The organism is Hydrotalea lipotrueae (assembly GCF_019249625.1).
GTDB classification, from domain to species: domain Bacteria; phylum Bacteroidota; class Bacteroidia; order Chitinophagales; family Chitinophagaceae; genus Hydrotalea; species Hydrotalea flava.
Map to the genome: position 1 here is coordinate 376979 of NZ_JAESDL010000001.1, position 17639 is coordinate 394617.

Below are 17639 nucleotides of genomic sequence, written 5' to 3' on the forward strand. Positions count from 1 at the left end.
CAAATTAAAATTAGCTAATTCAGCTTACGAATCCATATATTTTTAAAACTAATGGGTTTACTTTTATCACCATGTGCCTGCAATTTAATGGGGGCAGGTCCATGTGCTTTATAAAAAGGTTTACCAATGTATAAAGTTTGACCTTTTAAAACAGTATTGTTTTGTATTAACACTCCGTTTTGAAAAACCGTTACCCGTGCAGGAGATGCAAGCGAACCATCTTCATTAAAACGTGGTGCGGTCCAAACTACATCATACGACTGCCATTCTCCAGGTTTGCGACAAGCATTTACCAACGGAGGAAATTGTTTATAAATACTACCTGCTTGTCCGTTTACATAAGTAGTATTTTTATAGTTATCTAAAATTTGTAATTCATAACCTGCATCACCCGGTCCGGTTGAAGCCAGAAATAAACCGCTATTTCCTCTGGCCTGTCCTTCCCCCTCAATATCGGCAGGTATTCGCCATTCAATATGCAACTGATAATCAGTAAAAGTTTCTTTGGTTTGAATATTGCCTGCTTTTTTGTTTACAGTAAGTATGCCTTTCGATACCATCCAATCAGCCGGTTGTGATGGGTTATTGGCATTTTCCCATGCATTTAAATTTTTGCCATCAAATAAAATAATGGCATCTGAAGGTGGGTTGGTAAATGCAGACATACCTGGCGTAACAATGGGCGGCACAGGCGACCATTGTTCGGTTTCTTTGGGATCGGTTTGGGCAAATAAACTGAAGGCGGTACACAAAGCCAGCGCCGACAGTATTGTTTTTTTGTTAAGCATGTTGGTTGTTTTTGAGGATGATACAATATATTTCTATTTCCTTTTTTTGGCTTTTACTACTTTTCTTCCCAAACCCTTGCCTGCTTTTACCTCACTACCTGGTACCCACTCATAATCTAATTGTCTTTTTTCTAAATTAGCAGCTACTACTTTAATTGTTACTTTATCCCCCATTCTAAATTGCCGGCCACTTCTTCTACCCACTAAAGCATAATCTGCTTCAACCAGTCTAAATTCATCATAATCATTCAAACTTACTATGGTTACCAAACCTTCGCATTTGTGTTCAACTGTTTCTACCCAGAAACCAAAACCGGCTACACCACTCACTATCCCCTCAAAAGTTTCACCCAATCGTTCTTTCATAAATTCAACCTGTTTGTATTTATTGCCGGCTCTTTCGCAATCCATTGCAGCTCGTTCTCTTTCACTGCAATGTTTGCATTTTTCTTCCATTTTTTTATCCAGTAATGGTTTTTTTCTTAGTATGGATGCTACTACTCTATGTACCAACACATCGGGATAACGGCGTATGGGAGAAGTGAAATGGCAATAATACGTAAAGCCTAATCCGTAATGGCCAATATTGTTTTCGGTGTAAATAGCTTTCGACATCGTTCTAATACCCAGTTGCTCTAATACATGTTGTTCAGGTAAGCCTTGCACTGCCTTTAGCATATCGTTAAAACTCTGTGCTATTTTTTCGGGAGTTGAAGTATTGAATTGGTGACCATATTTTCTTGCAAAGGCGATAAAAGGTGTTAATTTATCTTCATTAGGTTTGTCGTGTACGCGATAAGGAAACGGAATTTCTTTATCATCTTTTACTTTTGTGTGGGCAACAAATTCAGCTACTGTTTTATTCGCCAATAACATACATTCTTCTACCAACTGATGGGCTTCTTTACTTTCTTTAACTGTAATACCGATGGGTTTCCCTTTTTCGTCTAAAATAAAACGCACTTCTTGTGATGAAAAATTAATGGCGCCTTTTTGAAACCTTTGTTTTCGCCATTTTTGAGCTATGGTATTTAGTAATAAAATTTGTTCTGCATACAATCCCTCTTCATTTTCAATAATACTTTGAACATCTTCATAAGTAAAGCGATGGTTAGAATGGATAACTGTTCTGCCAATCCAATGGTTTTTTACTTCACCTGCAGCAGTAATTTCAAAAATTGCAGAAAAAGTAAATTTATCTTCATGCGGACGGAGTGAACACAATTCATTCGAAATTTTTTCGGGTAACATTGGGTTTACTCTATCGGGCAGATAAACGGAGGTAGCTCTTTTATAAGCCTCTTCATCTAAAATACTTTCAGGCACTACATAATAACTTACATCGGCAATGTGTATACCAATTTCATAAAGATTATTTTTTATTTTTTTGATAGATATGGCATCATCAAAATCTTTTGCATCAACGGGATCGATGGTGAAGGTTAAAATATCTCTACAATCTCGTCTACTTTCAATTTCTTTTTTATCTAATACTACCGGAAGACTGGCTGCTTCTTGCAATACAGTTTTATCAAATGAAAGAGGGAAGCCCGACTGTGCCAGAATATCTTTCATGGCAGCATCGTTTTCATCTTCCGATGATAGAATACTGACAATTTCACCAACCGGCTTTCTATCGTCTTTATCCCATTTTACTAATCGGGCAATTACTTTTTCTTTATGTTTTGCTCCGTTTAGCTTATCTAATGGTATAAAAATATCGGGCATTGGCCTTTCTGTATCCGGGATAAAAAAAGCAAAATTAGTTGATAATTGCAGGTGACCTACAAATTCTGTTTGCCTCCTTTCTAAAACATCCACAATTCTTCCTTCTTTTTTTTTCGTAGTACTACTTTCTTTAATCACTTTTACTGTTACAGTATCTCCATGAAGCGCTGTGTTAAAATTTCCTTGCCGTACTAATATATCACCGGTTCCGTTTGCAATTACCACATAACCAATACCGCTTCTGGTTATTTCTAAAACGCCTGTTTCTAATAATGCTTTATGGGTATGTTTTGTGGTACTATGTTTCTTATTTTTTTGTTTACTCATTTTTTTTGTTGTTGCTAAAATTTATAATGTAATTCACAATGGCAGATTCGAATAATGCGGCTTCATGAAACAAAAATTGATGACGGATGGGAAGTACATATAATGGTAAATCTACTAATTCTTGTTTGAATTTAGTGAGGCGTACTGCATCTTTCTCTGTTGTTAGAATCATTTTTTGAGGAACATCAATTGATTTGAATTTTTCGATAATTTCCCTTAGATCATCGATGGTAAAAATATGATGATCGGTATAGTTTTTTTGATAATAGGTGGCGGCTCGTTGCACCAAATAGTCTTTTAACGGTTTTGGATTGGCAATTCCACAAACCAACAATATTTCATCTTTATCTGTTATAGACCTTTTTGTGTGCTGTGAAATATGATAAGGAATTCCATATTCAATAGCAGTAAAGTATACCTGTTGTTTGGGTAATGGATGCAGGTTACGTAATAATTTTTGTTTTTTTTCAACCGACAAATCAGAAGGACATTTTGTTACAATAATAATATCCGCACGTTTAACCGAACCCCATTCATCTCGCAAATCGCCGGTAGGTAAAAAAAAGTCGTATATGTACAGATTATTATATTCAGTTAATACAATGTTTATACCTGCTTTCACAGCTCTGTGTTGAAAAGCATCATCCAGAATGATGGCTTGCAAATCGGGTACATCATGCAGTAATTGTGGAATAGCTATCAAACGCTCCTCGCCTACTGCTACAGGCACGTTTGGAAATTTTAAATGAAACTGCATCGGCTCATCTCCAATTTCTAATGCAGTTGTGTTTTCATTGGCTAAAGCATAACCCTTGGTTTTACGTTTGTAGCCGCGACTTAGCGTAGCTATTTTAAAGCGGGGTTGCAAAAATGTAAGCAAATATTCAACCATTGGCGATTTACCGGTACCACCTACTGCAATATTGCCAATACAAATGATCGGAAAATTAAATGTTGTTTCCTGAAAAATTCCTTTATCATACATTCTGTTTCTGATAAAAACAACTGCACCATACACAATAGCAAAGGGTAAAAGCAATACCCTGAATGATTTTAGAAAGAAAGCATTAAAATTCATATCTGTTCTGGGGAGTAATACAATAATTTAAAGGTACATCAAAAGATTGGGTATCGCTTATTTTAGTTATGGGATCAAAATAAGAAAAGCCAATTGTAACAACATTTTTGCGGCAATCTGTTAAAAATCTGTCGTAAAATCCTTTGCCGTAACCTACTCTGTAACCCGCCCTATCGCAGATAATTAGTGGAACAAAAACTAAATCAATCCTTTCCGGTACTAACAAATCCCCTTCCGTTGGTTCATAAATACCCCACTTGTTTGTGGCAAATTGGGTATGTTCATTTGTTAATATTGCCTGCATGGTGTGGTTGGTTGTATTGGTAACCGGATAGGCAATGCGTATATTGGGATAAAAATGTTTCAGATATCCCGTAAATAAATGTGTATTGGGCTCATTGGTGGTTGCTAATGGCCAATAACTCAATACATAATGTATGTGGTTAAAATTTAGTTGTTGTAATTGCAGCAACATTAAATCTTCTCCAATCAATTTCTCTTTTTCAGGAATTGATTTTCGTTTTTGTAAATACAAATTTCTTAGTTCTAACTTGGTCATAATAATTCAATCAATCGCTCTTTAATTTTTGTTGCCTGCTCCAATACAAACTGCCGGTTGGGTTTTTCTGTAAATGGGATACTGCCAATATAAGGAAAACCTGACCAGTTTACAATTTCCTGTTCATATTGCAAATAATGATCGTTAAAAACCCAGCCTACAACAGGCAGGTTATATTGTTTACACACCAGTGCCGTTAATAAGGAGTGATTAATACTGCCTAAATAATTTCTACTTACTAAAATTACCGGTTCCTTAAGTGCTTTTATAACATCTGCCATAAATTGATGGTGATTAATGGGAACCATTAATCCGCCGGCTCCTTCAATAATCAGGTATGGATTATTGGTTTTGGGCATGGCATTTTGGATGTTATTTATTTCCAGAATTTTATTTTCGGCAGCTGCAGCAATATGAGGTGAAGCCGGCATTTTTAATACATAGGCCTCTTTATGAATTTGAGTAGCTGTATTTGAAATTAATTGTTGAATGGTAGCTGCATCGGTACCATCGTCAAGGCCTGCCTGTATGGGTTTCCAATAATCTGCCTGTAATGCTTCTGTTACAATAGCACTTACTACCGATTTACCAACCCCGGTACCAATACCGGTTATAAAAATTGATTTTGTTTGCATAAATGAAAACTACACTATACTCAAAAAATGTATTTGAAGATGTTGCGGAATCAATAATTCTTTTACAGCAACTACTCAATCTGCATCATCCATTGAAAAAAAAGAAAAAATGGTGGTGCCGTAATTGCGTTCAAACCTGTATCCTTTAAAATGTTGATAGTTATTACGCGGTGTATGTTCTAACACAAAATATCCTTCCGGCAGAATCATTTTTTTTGCTACAATAATGGCCGGCAAATCATCGATATTGCCTAAAGCATAAGGCGGCCCTGCAAAAATAAAATGATATTGTTCGGTGCAGGTACTTAAAAAACTAAAAACATCTTGTTTAAATATTTGAAACTGATTGGGTAGGGCTCCCAATTGTTGCATGTTTGTTTCAATAAAAGCAGCCATTGTAGGATCTTTTTCAATAATGGTTAGCAATGCAGCACCTCTGCTGGCCAGTTCGTAACTAATGGCTCCGGTACCGCCAAACAAATCTAAGGTATGAATGCCCTCAAAACTAATGCGGTTTTGTAAAATATTGAAAAGCCCTTCTTTGGCAATATCGGTAGTGGGTCGGGTAAAAGGCATTTTTGCAGGCGGTTTAATTTTTCTTCCTCCCCATTGGCCTGAAATGATCCTCATAAAATAATATTAAAAAAAGGTAGTAAATAATGTAACGGATAATAGTTTTTTTCAATTAAAATTTTCTGTTCAGGTAAACCACACTGCCATTGCATGTCAGGAATTATTTTTTGTAACGAAGTATAAACCTCATCTGTTTCATTAATAATGCCACTTATTTCTACTTTCAGTTCAAATTCGGGTTTGGAATAGGTATTCACTAAAGCAACAATTTGATAAACCACATCATCAGCACAGGTATAACTGAAATGCGCTGCCGTTTGCAATTGTTGCTGTTGTATACTTACAATCGAAAAACTACCCGGATAAAAATAAATGAGCCAATAATTTGAAAAGCTGGTTGCCCTTTGAAATGCAAGCTGAATTTGTTTACCCAAACTATTGTAAACAGGTGTATCTGAAAAGGTACCTGCCAGCATTTGTTGCAGACTTTGCGGAATTTGACAGGCAATATACAAGTTGGTTTCAGGTAATGTTATGGCATCGGTATTCATCTCCATATTACTCCATCCAAACAACAACTCTAATGAAGATTGAGCAGCAGATTCAGAATACAAATTTTCAGGAATAATGGTTTGCTCAAATCCATTTAAAAATATTTGTTTGGTGTGGTAGGGCAAATCAAATAAAATGGATTGTAAGCGAACTTCCTGAAAAATAAAATACCAGTCGCTTTCTATTTTTTGAAAAGTAAATAATTCCAACGCACTAATAGAGGCAGATTCAATTGATGTTTCAGTTAAAGCGATATAATGCAAACCTACTTCAATAGTGAGCTGCTTTTCTATAGCCGGCTGCTCCCCTCTGTTAAGGCTGTATTGACTGATTTCTTTTTCAACCATTGTTCAAATATACAATTACTGTTTAAAAAAGAATACATTCAGAATGTCTAAATCGAATATCAACAAAACTGTAGATTTGCAATGAATATGAGTGAGCCTGCTATTGTTACTGCCGATTATCGGGTAACAACTTCTAATCAACAAATATTAAAAATTGCATTACCCATTGCTGCCGCCACTTTGGTACCGCAGTTAAATTTTATTATCAACAATGTATTTTTAGGGCATTTGGGCGAACAGCCGCTTGCTGTAGCTGGTATTACAGGTGTATATTACTTAATTTTTGCAGTAATAGGCATTGGTTTAAATAATGGAATGCAGGCCATTATTGCCAGACGTGCCGGCGAAAATAAAATTGAAGCCATTGGTAATTTATTTGCTCAAGGTGTTAGAATTTCATTTGTTTTAGCCTTTTTAGGAATATTAATTACCTGGTTTTTGGTACCGGTAATTTTAGAGCATACACTTAGCAATCCACTGCATGTTAGCATGGCTGTAAAATTTTTGCGTATCCGGATTTTCGGGCTTATTTTTTTATACCTATACCAATTACGAAATGCTGTATTGGTGGGCACCAATCAAAGTAAATATTTAATTATTGGCACTGCTGCAGAATCGATTGCCAATGTATTTTTTGATTATGTTTTGATTTATGGAAAATGGGGATTCCCCAATTTAGGGTTTGATGGAGCCGCCTACTCTTCCATTATTGCTGAGTTTACCGGATTAATGGCTATTTATTTTGTTATTCGGAAAAAAGGAATTGACAGGCAGTTGCAACTTTTTAAATCGTGGGAATTTGACAAAAATAATATTACATTAATTTTACGATTATCTGCACCACTTATAGCCCAATTCTGTTTAAGTATTGTAAGCTGGGAGTTTTTTTATATTTTAATTGAACACCATGGCTCAATGGATTTGGCTATTTCAAATATTATGCGCAACATTTTTGGCTTTTTTGGATGCTTTACCTGGGCTTTTGCAGCAGCTGCCAATACAATGGTTAGTAACATTATTGGCCAGGGTTTGCACATAAAAGTAGAAGGCTTAATCATTAAAATTATGAAACTGTCTGTTTTGTTTGCAGGTAGTATTTGCATTATCATCAATATTTTTCCCACATTATTTTTATCATTTTATGGCCAGGGTAATGATTTTATTACGCATGCCATTCCTGTTTTACGGGTGGTTTCTACTGCATTGGTACTGATGTCGGTATCTACTATTTGGTTAAATGCCGTTACCGGAACCGGTAGTACCCAGGTAAATCTGCTGATTGAGTTTTTTGCCATCATCATGTATTGTCTGTACAGTTATTTTATATTGGAAAAATGGCATTTACCCATTACCGTTGGTTGGGGAAGTGAATGGGTGTACTGGATATTACTGTTTATCCCCTCTTATTGGTACATTAAAAAAGGCAGCTGGCAGCAAAAGCAATTTTAGTTGAGCAACCTTCTTATTATTCCAGCGAATCCAATATTTTTTGGCCTTCTGTTTTCAGAGCAGCATCATCCGGCGTTCTAACAGGCAATTTTACCAATTGCTTTAACACTTCAATGGCTTTGGAGGGATTATTATTGGCCTGATAACTCTTCGCCAGTATGAGATAATTCATAACATAGTAGGGCTGTGTTTGTCTGCATTTTTCCAAATATACAATGGCTGAATCGTAGCTGGTGGGTGGAATACCACCCGGATACATGGTTTTTAATGCTAATTTTTTAGCCCAGTTCAAATTATTCATTTCATAATGCCAACGGCCTTCTACAAAATTGGCCATACCTAAATTGGGATTGATGTTTAATGCTTTATCGGCATTGGTTTTTATGTCTTTTACATATTGAACTAAAAGTTTTCGATCTTTTTCTACTTCCGTCATTTTAGCGGAAGCCAAAGCAAGTGCATAATAGCTTTCTGCAGCTTCCGGATGTGTTGCAACAGCGCGTTGAGCATATGCTAGTGCCGATTGAAAGGTAATGCGTTTATCATTCGCAATAGGTAATCGTTCGCCGGTAGAACAACTTAGCTCGGTGGCTTTTACCAAAGCATTGAGATTGTCAGGAGCAATCACCAGAATTTTCTTATAAATATCTAAAGCCTGCTGTTCATTTAAATTAATTTCTGCATTGGTGGCTTGTTTAAATAATAATGGGAGATTCTGAGCAGCGGCATATTGAACAAACAGTGCAGCCAAAAGAAAGATAGCTGTTGAAAATATTCTAATTTTTTTCATATCTGCTAATGAATGTATTGGTTCCGATATGTAAGTTTTTTCAAGCCATGCTATGATGCCTGATTAAAGTGGTTGCGATCCATTTCAAAACTAACACTTACAGAACCTTTAAAATCAGGTATGGGTGGATTTAACTTTTTAATAGAAATTATAACTCGCTCTGCCATTGCAAATTCAGATAAAATATCCGTTGCAATGTCCAATGCAATAGCTTCTAATAAGGGTGTGGCTTTTTCCATTCTATGTTGCACTATTTTAAATAATGCAACATAGTTAATGGTATCATGAATACTTTGAAATGAAGCCGGTCTGGATGCATTATAATCAACCCTAAGGTTTACTTCAAACTCATTTCCAGTTATCTTTTCTTCTTTGTATAAACCGTGGTATGCCCAGAAAACCACATTATTCAGGTAAATTGACAGCATATTTTATGTTTAAACAAGGCCTTTTGCACTTAAATAACGCTCTGCATCCAATGCAGCCATGCAACCTGAACCTGCAGCCGTAACTGCCTGGCGATAATTTTTATCCTGCACATCACCTGCAGCAAATACGCCTTCCAAATTGGTTTTGGTAGTACCGGGAATGGTTTGAATATAGCCTGTTTCATCCATATGAATCCAGGGTTTAAAAATGTCACTATTTGGCTGGTGACCAATTGCAACGAAGAAACCATTGATGGGAACAGTTTCTGCTGTATTGTTAATACGGTTTTTAATACGAACGGCTTCTACTTTTTTATCGCCTAATATCTCGTCTGTTTCACTATTCCAGTAAATTTTGATATTAGTGGTATTCAAAACTCTTTCCTGCATTATTTTGCTGGCACGCATCTGATCTCTGCGTACAATCATATGTACGGTTGTGCAAAGTTTAGATAAATACAATGCTTCTTCGGCTGCTGTATCGCCCGCACCTACAATAGCTACTTCTTTACCTTTGAAGAAAAATCCATCACAAACTGCGCAGGCACTTACGCCGTATCCATTTAAGCGTTGTTCGCTTTCCAAACCCAACCATTTTGCAGAGGCACCGGTTGAAATGATTACTGCATCAGCTTCTATTAGTTTTTCATCATCAATCCATACTTTATAAGGTTGTACACCAAAATCAACTTTGGTGGCAATACCATAACGAATATCGGCACCCATTCTAGTGGCTTGTTTTTCAAAATCAATCATCATATCCGGCCCCTGTACACCATTCGGATACCCCGGATAGTTTTCAACTTCTGTAGTAATGGTTAACTGACCTCCTGGTTGTATGCCCTGATATAAAACGGGTTTCATATTTGCCCTTGCTGCATAAATGGCAGCAGTATAACCGGCTGGACCTGATCCTATTATTAATACATGAACTTTTTCTGATTGTGCGTTATCCATACTTAAAAAATTTTTGCAAAGTTAAGGAATGATAGTGTTGAAATGTGAGAGCAGAGAAATGTTAACCAATAAAAAACCCCTGCATAGTAACAGGGGGAGTTTTTTTTAATACGCTATGAGAGATTAACCGAGGTATGCTTTTAATGCATTGCTATACCTGGCTTTTTGTAAACGTTTAATCGCTCTTTCTTTAATTTGCCGGATGCGTTCTTTGGTAAGATCGTATTTCTGGCCTATTTGTTCAATAGTTACACCATTTTCACCATCTAAACCAAAGTAAGCGTTCACAATTTCAGCCTCACGTGGACTGAGTGATTTTAATACCCTTCTGATTTCTTCTCTTAAAGAATCTTTCATCACATCATCATCGGTATCATCACTACCCTCCAGTAAATCGCCCATTGCTACATCTTCAGCTTCATGAACCGGTGCATCTAACGAAGTATGACGGGTGTTGCTTTGGAAAATGTTGTTGATTTCAGTTTCACTCATTTCCAAAATTTCACTCAGCTCTTCGGTGGAAGGTTCGCGTTCATGCTCTTGTTCAAAAGCCATATAAGCCTTATTGGCTTTATTGTATGTGCCAATTTTGTTTTGAGGCAAGCGGACTAATCTGCCCTGCTCTGCCAATGCCTGTAGTATCGATTGGCGAATCCACCACACAGCATAAGAAATAAATTTGAAACCTTTTGTTTCATCAAAGCGTTGCGCCGCTTTTATTAAGCCGAGGTTACCCTCGTTAATCAAATCGCTAAGTGATAGGCCTTGGTGCTGGTACTGCTTAGCTACAGATACCACAAAACGTAAATTGGCCTGCACCAATTTGTCGAGCGCTCTCTGATTACCCATTTTAATTTTCTGGGCCAGTGTTGTTTCCTCTTCGGGAGTAATCATTGGAATTTTAGAAATTTCCTGCAGATACTTTTCTACGGCCTGAGAATCTCTGTTGGTAATCTGGGTTGCAATTTTGAGCTGCCTCATAGTATATAGTTACAATTTATTTACTAACGACATATAGACGCTAAAAGTTGCATTTTGGTTGCAATAGTAGCGTTAAAGTTATCCTCATAAATTTCAAAAGTGTGCAAATTTACGTTAAAACATCTTATTGAACGAATGTTTTCTGAAAAAAATGCTTTTTTAAAAAAAATTAAATCTCCCTGCCCAATATCAAAATTTATCTGAACCCATTTATCTTCGCAATTCTATGCCATCTATTATTGATTTTCGCTCAGATACGGTTACCCGGCCTACTCCCGCTATGTTAGAAGCCATGTTTTCGGCCAAAGTTGGAGATGATGTTTTTGGAGAAGACCCTTCCATTAACGAGCTTGAACAAAAAGCAGCAGCCCTTTTTGGTATGGAAGCCGGATTATTTTGCCCCAGTGGCACCATGACCAACCAAATTGCCATTAAAGTACACACCCAACCCGGTGATGAGGTAATATGCGATGCATTATCGCACATTTACCTGTATGAAGGGGGCGGAATTGCATTCAATAGCGGTGCTTCTGTTCGGTTATTACAGGGAAACAGAGGAAGAATAACAGCGCAACAGGTTGCCGATGCCATTAATTCCAATGATGTGCATAAACCGGTCAGTACGCTGGTAAGTCTTGAAAATACCAGCAACAGAGGCGGTGGAGCCTGTTACTCAGTAGAGGAAATTATCGCTATAAAACGGATTTGTGAATCCAACCATCTTACACTTCATTTAGATGGAGCACGTTTGTTTAATGCTTTGGTGGCTACCAATGAAGTACCCACTACCTATGGTATGCTATTCGATTCCATCTCTATTTGCCTGAGCAAAGGTTTAGGAACACCGGTGGGTAGTGTTTTATTAGGAACCAATGCTTTCATTCAAAAAGCAAGACGGGTAAGAAAAGTTTTTGGTGGCGGAATGCGCCAGGCCGGCTATCTGGCTGCTGCGGGAATTTATGCACTTGACCATCATGTGAAAAGAATGGCTCAGGATCATGAACATGCCCAGGCTATTGCCACTTGCCTGCAGAGGAAAGATTTCGTTGGGCAAATAATGCCGGTTGAAACCAATATTATCATTTTTGAAGTAAAAGGCCGGTTTACACCAAAGGCATTTGCTGAAATAATGGAAAAACACCATATTAAAGTAATGGCCATTTCACCAACACAGGTAAGAATGGTATTGCATTTAGATATCCATCCATCCATGGTACAATTAACTATGGATGTTATCAATTCATTGTAATCGAAGAGAATCAATATTGCTGAATAAAATTTAACCGTTATGTTACCTAAAATAAACCCTACCAATACCCAAGCCTGGTTCTTGCTTAAAAAACATCACGATGAAGAAATGAATCGTAGGCATATGCGTGATTTATTTACGGCCGATAAGGAAAGGTTTGAAAAATTTTCAATCCGTTTTCAAGATATTTTATTTGACTATTCTAAAAACATCATCAACCAAAAAACACAGCAGCTATTGCTGCAACTGGCAGAAGAATGCCATTTGAAAGAAGCCATTCATGCCATGTTTGCCGGGTTAAAAATTAATGAAACAGAACATCGGTCTGTTTTACATACTGCCCTTCGTAACTTTTCTGATACACCCATTTTGGTGGATGGGAAAGATGTAATGCCTTTAGTAAGAAAGGTATTGAATCACATGAAAACTTTCTGTCAACAAATACATAGTGGTGACTGGAAAGGTTATTCCGGCAAAAAAATTAAATATATTGTCAATATAGGCATTGGAGGCAGCGATTTAGGTCCGGTGATGGTAACAGAAGCATTAAAGCCTTATTGGATAGCGGGTATTCAAGCCTATTTTGTAAGTAATGTAGATGCTACCCAGCTGGTAGAAATTTTGAAAAATGTAACACCCGATGAAACCCTGTTTTTAATTGCATCTAAAACGTTCACTACACAGGAAACCATGACCAATGCTCATTCGGCAAGAGATTGGTTTTTACAACATGCAAAAGATGAAGCGCATATAGCCAAACATTTTGTGGCTTTAAGTACCAATGAAAAAGAAGTAATGCAATTCGGTATTGATAAAGCCAATATGTTTGAATTTTGGGATTGGGTAGGCGGCCGATATTCTTTATGGAGCGCAATTGGATTATCGATTGCCCTTACTGTTGGTTATGAAAATTTTGAACAATTATTAAAAGGTGCTTTTGCAGTAGATGAGCATTTTAAAACAGAAAAATTCGAAAAAAATATTCCTGTTATTATGGCTTTGCTAGGTATTTGGTATACCAATTTTTTTGGTTCGCAAAGCGAAGCAATATTACCATATGATCAATACATGCATCGGTTTCCGGCATATTTTCAGCAAGGCAATATGGAAAGCAATGGTAAGAGTGTAGACAGAATGGGCAATCCTGTAAATTATGCTACCGGCCCTGTAATTTGGGGTGAACCGGGCACCAATGGTCAGCATGCTTTTTACCAGCTCATTCACCAGGGTACACCGCTTATTCCCTGCGATTTTATTGCACCGGCCATTAGCCATAACCCTTTGGGCGATCATCATACAAAATTGCTTTCTAACTTTTTTGCCCAAACCGAAGCTTTAATGAATGGTAAAACCGAAGCTGAAGTGAAAGAAGAACTGATGAAAGTAATACCCAATGAAGAAGAAGTTAAAAAGTTAGTGCCTTTTAAAGTTTTTGCCGGAAATAAGCCCACCAATTCGTTCTTATTGAAAGAAATTACACCTTACTCATTAGGAAGTTTAATTGCTTTATATGAACATAAAATTTTTGTGCAGGGGGTAATCTGGAATATTTTCAGTTTTGACCAATGGGGCGTTGAATTGGGCAAACAGTTGGCAGGAAAAATTTTACCGGAGTTAAAAGATGACAAACCGGTTGCTTCACATGATTCCTCTACCAATGCATTAATTAACCTCTTTAAACAAATGAGAAAATAACAAATGCAGGACATTATAATTCGTTTTATTCAGCCAAAAGATAATGTTGCACTTGCAAAAATTATTAGAAATGCTTTAGAAGAGTTTAATGCCAATAAACCCGGAACGGTTTATTTTGATGAGAGTACCGATCACTTATACGAAATGTTTACTGCCAATAAAGATGCAATTTATTATGTGGCAGAAAGTAATGGCGAAATATTAGGAGGTGCAGGTATTTATCCAACGAATGGATTACCTGAAGGTGTTTGTGAATTAGTGAAAATGTATTTACACAAAAATGCCAGAGGTAAAGGCACAGGACGTTTTTTGATTGGAACCTGTTTGCAGAAGGCAAAGGAAATGGGCTACCATCAGGTATATTTAGAAACCATGCCTGAGTTAAGCAAAGCAGTTTCAGTGTACGAAAAATTTGGCTTTAAGTATTTAGATGCTGCAATGGGGGCATCCGGCCATACGGATTGTACTATCTGGATGCTGAAAGATTTATAATTTTGGCTGTTTTTGTGTTATTGCCGGTTTATCTTTTTCCTGTTCTGCCTGCTTTTCAACGGGCACCAAATCAGACAGTTCTATATTCATGGGTAAAAGTCCAACCTGAACAATGGCTCTTTTTCCCCTGATTTCTTTAACCGTTCCTACCTGATAATTTTTTTTCAGTTTTACCAACATGCCTTCAGAAATGTTGGTTTCAATTTCTTTATACTGGTGGGTTATTTTTTTTACTTGTTTGGTTTGTGCTACTTCGTTTTTATGAAATAACAAATGTTTCAAATTGCGGATTACCTCGTTTTTATCTTCTGCTTTTTTATAGTCAAGCACAATCTGCTTTAACTTGCGTTCCATGTTTTTGAGATATTCTAATTTCTCTTCCGAAAGTTTGTTTTGGTGTTTAAGTAACTCAATTTGTTGCCGGTGTTTTTCTCTGTTAATGGTGGTTTCCAATTCTTTTTTGAGTACAACATTTTCTTTCATCAATTGTTTCAATTCATTTTTTTCTGAATGTAATTGCTGTAAATGCTGCTCGGTATTGTTGAGCAGTTTATCTAATTTAAAATGTTGTTGATCTACCAATTTTCTTGCCCTGTTTATTAAAGCAGTAGGCAAACCAATTCTTTCTGCAATTGAAAAGGTGTATGAACTTCCGGGTTTTCCTATCATTAACTGATATAGTGGTTGCAATTTTTTTTCATCAAATGCCATTGCACCATTGATGATGCCCGGCGTTTTATTCCCCATTATTTTTAAATTCAGATAATGGGTAGTTACAATTCCAATAGCATGTTTGCGGCAAAGCTCTTCCATAATTACCTCAGCAAATGCACCACCTAAATTGGGATCACTGCCGCTGCCCAATTCATCAATAAAAAATAAAGTACGCCCATTCCCCATTTCAATGAAATGCTTCATGTGTATTAGGTGGGATGAATAGGTACTCAGCTCAAATTCAATACTTTGCGTATCGCCAATGTGAATAAACAATTGTTTAAAAATACCAATTTGTGAATGTGGGTGTACCGGAACCAATAAACCACTTTGTACCATTAGCTGTATCAGTCCAACCGTTTTCATAGTAACGGTTTTACCGCCGGCATTTGGCCCGCTGATAATTAAAATTCTGTTTTCATCATTTAATTGTATAGAAACCGGTATGGTGTTTTTTTTATTTTTTTGATTGTTTAAAAACAAAATAGGATGATAGGCTGCTTTCAAATCCAGCATTGATTTATCAACAATATCAGGCATTTCACCTTTTATATCCATTGCTAATAATGCTTTGGCTCTAATAAAATCAAACATTCCTATCAGATGCAGGTAATTGGAAAGCAAGGGTGCATATGTACTTAGTTTAGCAGTTAAAGCTTTTAAGATACGTTGTACCTCTGCCCGCTCATCATTTTCTAAACTGTATACTTCATTGTTTAATTCAATGGTTTCTTCGGGCTCAATAAAAGTGGTTTTTCTGCTGTCACTTTCGCCATGTAAAATACCTTTTATTTGGCGCTTATGTTCTGAAAATATAGCCACTACCCTTCTGCCACTGCTAAAACTTTCTTCAATATCAGCCGTATATCCTGCTTTTGATAGTTTTTGCAGCACTTTATCAAACACTCTTCGCAATTCGTTTCTTTTTTTATATAATCGTAGTCGAATACTTTGTAAATCATCGCTGGCATTGTCTTTTACGTTACCTGCATCATCTAAAATTTCATCAATATATTCAATGATGTTTTTTTCAAAATAGCTTTGTTCAATTACTTTCGCCAAACCCGGATAAGCTACTCTTCGTTCTGTATCGAACCAGCGAAAAACAGATTGTATATTTTGAGCCAGCAGTTTAATTTGTATCAATTCTTCTCCCGATAAAGTAGCCCCGCTAATGCCCAATAATTTTATTTCCCTTTGCAAATTGGCCGTACAATCAATAGGGAAATATTGGTTTTGTTGCAACAGTAATTTAAATTCATAAGCCTGTTGCAGTTCTAACACAATAAAATCTTTTTTTGTATGAATACGTAATGCTGCTGCTTTTTGGCCGGCATATGCTGTTTTACAGAAATGAACCAGTAATTGCTGGATTGCTTCAAACTCTAATTGAAATGCTGCTGAATCGGGGTATAATCGCATAATATTGGAAAACAAATAGTATAAAGCAAAGTTAATTAGGTAGTGCATACAATGCGAAGCGCTATTTTTTGAATACTTTGAGCAAAAATTTTCTGTCTTACAGGGTTATAAACATCTCTTGCAAACAATTCTTCGTGAATACTGTTCTAAAAATGAATTAATTTGATTATGCATTACGAGAAATATATATTCAGTTGTTTTTTCTTTTCCTGCTATCTGCTATCTTGCGCACAGCCGGTAGAAAAGAATAAAACCGTAAATCCACAACATAATATGGATAATAAACAAATACCAACCGGTATAATAACCGATACCGCTTATTTTGGGGAAGGTTGTTTTTGGTGTACCGAAGCTTTTTTTCAACGATTAAAAGGGGTATATGAAGTTAATAGTGGTTACGGCGGCGGTCATGTAGCCAACCCAACCTATGAACAGGTATGTGATAAAAATACAGGCCATGTGGAATTGGCTCAAATTATTTATGATCCTAATGAGGTTTCTTTTGATGAATTATTAGAAGTTTTTTGGAAAACCCACGATCCCACAACTTTAAATCAACAGGGTGCAGATGTTGGCCCACAATACAGAAGCGTGATTTTTTATACCAATGAAATGCAACGTGAAAAAGCAGAACAATACAAAGCTGCTTTAGATAAAAGTGGTGCATTTAATAAACCGATTGTTACTGCAATTGATCCCTTTAAAAATTTTTACAGAGCAGAACAGTATCATCAGAACTATTATAACAATAATGGTGATGCAGCTTATTGTCGTTTTGTAATCAGACCCAAGTTGGAAAAATTTGAAAAAGTGTTTAAAAACAAATTAAAAAAAGGGGTTGAATAGTTGCATTGCTGTGAACGCAAAGTTTTTAG

Annotated in this window: 17 protein-coding genes; 5 read left to right on the top strand and 12 right to left on the bottom strand. The window is 36.5% G+C overall.

Annotation, left to right across the window (positions count from 1 at the left end; translation table 11 throughout):
- Positions 1 to 14: 14 nt before the first annotated feature.
- From JK139_RS01710 to JK139_RS01740, 7 genes are all read right to left on the bottom strand, one after another.
- The gene (locus JK139_RS01710; protein WP_074418457.1) at positions 15 to 788 is read right to left on the bottom strand and encodes a 3-keto-disaccharide hydrolase; all 774 of its coding nucleotides are present in this window, start codon (positions 786 to 788) and stop codon (positions 15 to 17) included.
- A gap of 33 nt (positions 789 to 821) precedes the next feature.
- The gene (rnr, locus tag JK139_RS01715; RefSeq protein WP_074419162.1) at positions 822 to 2843 is read right to left on the bottom strand and encodes a ribonuclease R; all 2022 of its coding nucleotides are present in this window, start codon (positions 2841 to 2843) and stop codon (positions 822 to 824) included.
- Entirely contained in the window at positions 2836 to 3921 is a 1086-nt protein-coding gene (gene lpxK / locus JK139_RS01720; RefSeq protein WP_074419163.1) for a tetraacyldisaccharide 4'-kinase, read from the bottom strand. The genes rnr and lpxK overlap by 8 nt, the downstream gene beginning before the upstream one ends.
- Positions 3911 to 4480 carry a 5-formyltetrahydrofolate cyclo-ligase gene (locus JK139_RS01725; protein WP_074419164.1) on the bottom strand — a complete coding sequence of 190 codons (570 nt, stop codon included), beginning with the start codon at positions 4478 to 4480 and terminating at the stop codon, positions 3911 to 3913. Before JK139_RS01725 ends, lpxK begins: the two co-directional genes overlap by 11 nt.
- Positions 4477 to 5115, bottom strand: coding sequence for a dethiobiotin synthase (gene bioD / locus JK139_RS01730; RefSeq protein WP_074419165.1), 639 nt, complete (start codon positions 5113 to 5115; stop codon positions 4477 to 4479). The genes JK139_RS01725 and bioD overlap by 4 nt, the downstream gene beginning before the upstream one ends.
- Before the next feature lie 75 nt (positions 5116 to 5190).
- Complete coding sequence (locus JK139_RS01735; RefSeq protein WP_074419166.1) at positions 5191 to 5745, bottom strand: RsmD family RNA methyltransferase; 555 nt, start codon at positions 5743 to 5745, stop codon at positions 5191 to 5193.
- Positions 5742 to 6587 carry a DUF3822 family protein gene (locus JK139_RS01740; protein WP_074419167.1) on the bottom strand — a complete coding sequence of 282 codons (846 nt, stop codon included), beginning with the start codon at positions 6585 to 6587 and terminating at the stop codon, positions 5742 to 5744. Before JK139_RS01740 ends, JK139_RS01735 begins: the two co-directional genes overlap by 4 nt.
- Before the next feature lie 81 nt (positions 6588 to 6668).
- Here JK139_RS01740 and JK139_RS01745 point away from each other — a divergent pair, with 81 nt between their 5' ends.
- A complete protein-coding gene (locus JK139_RS01745) occupies positions 6669 to 8036 on the top strand; it encodes an MATE family efflux transporter (RefSeq protein WP_081298644.1) in 1368 nt (455 codons plus the stop codon).
- Between the two features lie 16 nt (positions 8037 to 8052).
- Here the strand turns inward: JK139_RS01745 and JK139_RS01750 are convergent, their stop codons facing one another.
- From JK139_RS01750 to JK139_RS01765, 4 genes are all read right to left on the bottom strand, one after another.
- The gene (locus JK139_RS01750; RefSeq protein ID WP_074419169.1) at positions 8053 to 8826 is read right to left on the bottom strand and encodes a tetratricopeptide repeat protein; all 774 of its coding nucleotides are present in this window, start codon (positions 8824 to 8826) and stop codon (positions 8053 to 8055) included.
- A 50-nt stretch (positions 8827 to 8876) separates the two neighbouring features.
- Positions 8877 to 9254, bottom strand: a complete 378-nt coding sequence (folB, locus tag JK139_RS01755) for a dihydroneopterin aldolase (RefSeq protein ID WP_074419170.1) — start codon at positions 9252 to 9254, stop codon at positions 8877 to 8879.
- 9 nt (positions 9255 to 9263) lie between these two features.
- Positions 9264 to 10211 carry a thioredoxin-disulfide reductase gene (trxB, locus tag JK139_RS01760; protein ID WP_074419171.1) on the bottom strand — a complete coding sequence of 316 codons (948 nt, stop codon included), beginning with the start codon at positions 10209 to 10211 and terminating at the stop codon, positions 9264 to 9266.
- 123 nt (positions 10212 to 10334) lie between these two features.
- Positions 10335 to 11192 (bottom strand): sigma-70 family RNA polymerase sigma factor, encoded by an 858-nt coding sequence (locus JK139_RS01765; protein WP_068247969.1) that lies wholly within the window; start codon positions 11190 to 11192, stop codon positions 10335 to 10337.
- Between the two features lie 226 nt (positions 11193 to 11418).
- On the opposite strand from JK139_RS01765, the gene JK139_RS01770 reads away from it, so the two are divergent.
- From JK139_RS01770 to JK139_RS01780, 3 genes are read left to right on the top strand one after another with little or no spacing between them, the layout of a single operon-like run.
- On the top strand, positions 11419 to 12441 hold the full coding sequence (locus JK139_RS01770; protein WP_074419172.1) for a threonine aldolase family protein: 1023 nt from the start codon (positions 11419 to 11421) through the stop codon (positions 12439 to 12441).
- A 39-nt stretch (positions 12442 to 12480) separates the two neighbouring features.
- A complete protein-coding gene (gene pgi, locus JK139_RS01775) occupies positions 12481 to 14136 on the top strand; it encodes a glucose-6-phosphate isomerase (RefSeq protein WP_218330432.1) in 1656 nt (551 codons plus the stop codon).
- 3 nt (positions 14137 to 14139) lie between these two features.
- On the top strand, positions 14140 to 14628 hold the full coding sequence (locus tag JK139_RS01780; RefSeq protein WP_074419174.1) for a GNAT family N-acetyltransferase: 489 nt from the start codon (positions 14140 to 14142) through the stop codon (positions 14626 to 14628).
- Here JK139_RS01780 and JK139_RS01785 read toward each other — a convergent pair.
- Positions 14623 to 16764 (bottom strand): endonuclease MutS2, encoded by a 2142-nt coding sequence (locus JK139_RS01785; protein WP_074419185.1) that lies wholly within the window; start codon positions 16762 to 16764, stop codon positions 14623 to 14625. The genes JK139_RS01780 and JK139_RS01785 overlap by 6 nt on opposite strands.
- Positions 16765 to 16932: 168 nt before the next feature.
- On the opposite strand from JK139_RS01785, the gene msrA reads away from it, so the two are divergent.
- The gene (gene msrA / locus JK139_RS01790; RefSeq protein ID WP_228733076.1) at positions 16933 to 17610 is read left to right on the top strand and encodes a peptide-methionine (S)-S-oxide reductase MsrA; all 678 of its coding nucleotides are present in this window, start codon (positions 16933 to 16935) and stop codon (positions 17608 to 17610) included.
- Positions 17611 to 17639 lie beyond the last annotated feature (29 nt).

Bases quoted from the DNA above. Each gene is read 5' to 3' on its own strand.
- trxB (WP_074419171.1), bottom strand. From the start codon at position 10,211: ATGGATAACGCACAATCAGAAAAAGTTCATGTATTAATAATAGGATCA.
- rnr (WP_074419162.1), bottom strand. From the start codon at position 2,843: ATGAGTAAACAAAAAAATAAGAAACATAGTACCACAAAACATACCCAT.
- pgi (WP_218330432.1), top strand. From the start codon at position 12,481: ATGTTACCTAAAATAAACCCTACCAATACCCAAGCCTGGTTCTTGCTT.
- JK139_RS01765 (WP_068247969.1), bottom strand. From the start codon at position 11,192: ATGAGGCAGCTCAAAATTGCAACCCAGATTACCAACAGAGATTCTCAG.
- JK139_RS01745 (WP_081298644.1), top strand. From the start codon at position 6,669: ATGAATATGAGTGAGCCTGCTATTGTTACTGCCGATTATCGGGTAACA.
- msrA (WP_228733076.1), top strand. From the start codon at position 16,933: ATGCATTACGAGAAATATATATTCAGTTGTTTTTTCTTTTCCTGCTAT.
- JK139_RS01740 (WP_074419167.1), bottom strand. From the start codon at position 6,587: ATGGTTGAAAAAGAAATCAGTCAATACAGCCTTAACAGAGGGGAGCAG.
- JK139_RS01785 (WP_074419185.1), bottom strand. From the start codon at position 16,764: ATGCGATTATACCCCGATTCAGCAGCATTTCAATTAGAGTTTGAAGCA.
- JK139_RS01710 (WP_074418457.1), bottom strand. From the start codon at position 788: ATGCTTAACAAAAAAACAATACTGTCGGCGCTGGCTTTGTGTACCGCC.
- JK139_RS01750 (WP_074419169.1), bottom strand. From the start codon at position 8,826: ATGAAAAAAATTAGAATATTTTCAACAGCTATCTTTCTTTTGGCTGCA.
- bioD (WP_074419165.1), bottom strand. From the start codon at position 5,115: ATGCAAACAAAATCAATTTTTATAACCGGTATTGGTACCGGGGTTGGT.
- folB (WP_074419170.1), bottom strand. From the start codon at position 9,254: ATGCTGTCAATTTACCTGAATAATGTGGTTTTCTGGGCATACCACGGT.
- lpxK (WP_074419163.1), bottom strand. From the start codon at position 3,921: ATGAATTTTAATGCTTTCTTTCTAAAATCATTCAGGGTATTGCTTTTA.
- JK139_RS01770 (WP_074419172.1), top strand. From the start codon at position 11,419: ATGCCATCTATTATTGATTTTCGCTCAGATACGGTTACCCGGCCTACT.
- JK139_RS01725 (WP_074419164.1), bottom strand. From the start codon at position 4,480: ATGACCAAGTTAGAACTAAGAAATTTGTATTTACAAAAACGAAAATCA.
- JK139_RS01735 (WP_074419166.1), bottom strand. From the start codon at position 5,745: ATGAGGATCATTTCAGGCCAATGGGGAGGAAGAAAAATTAAACCGCCT.
- JK139_RS01780 (WP_074419174.1), top strand. From the start codon at position 14,140: ATGCAGGACATTATAATTCGTTTTATTCAGCCAAAAGATAATGTTGCA.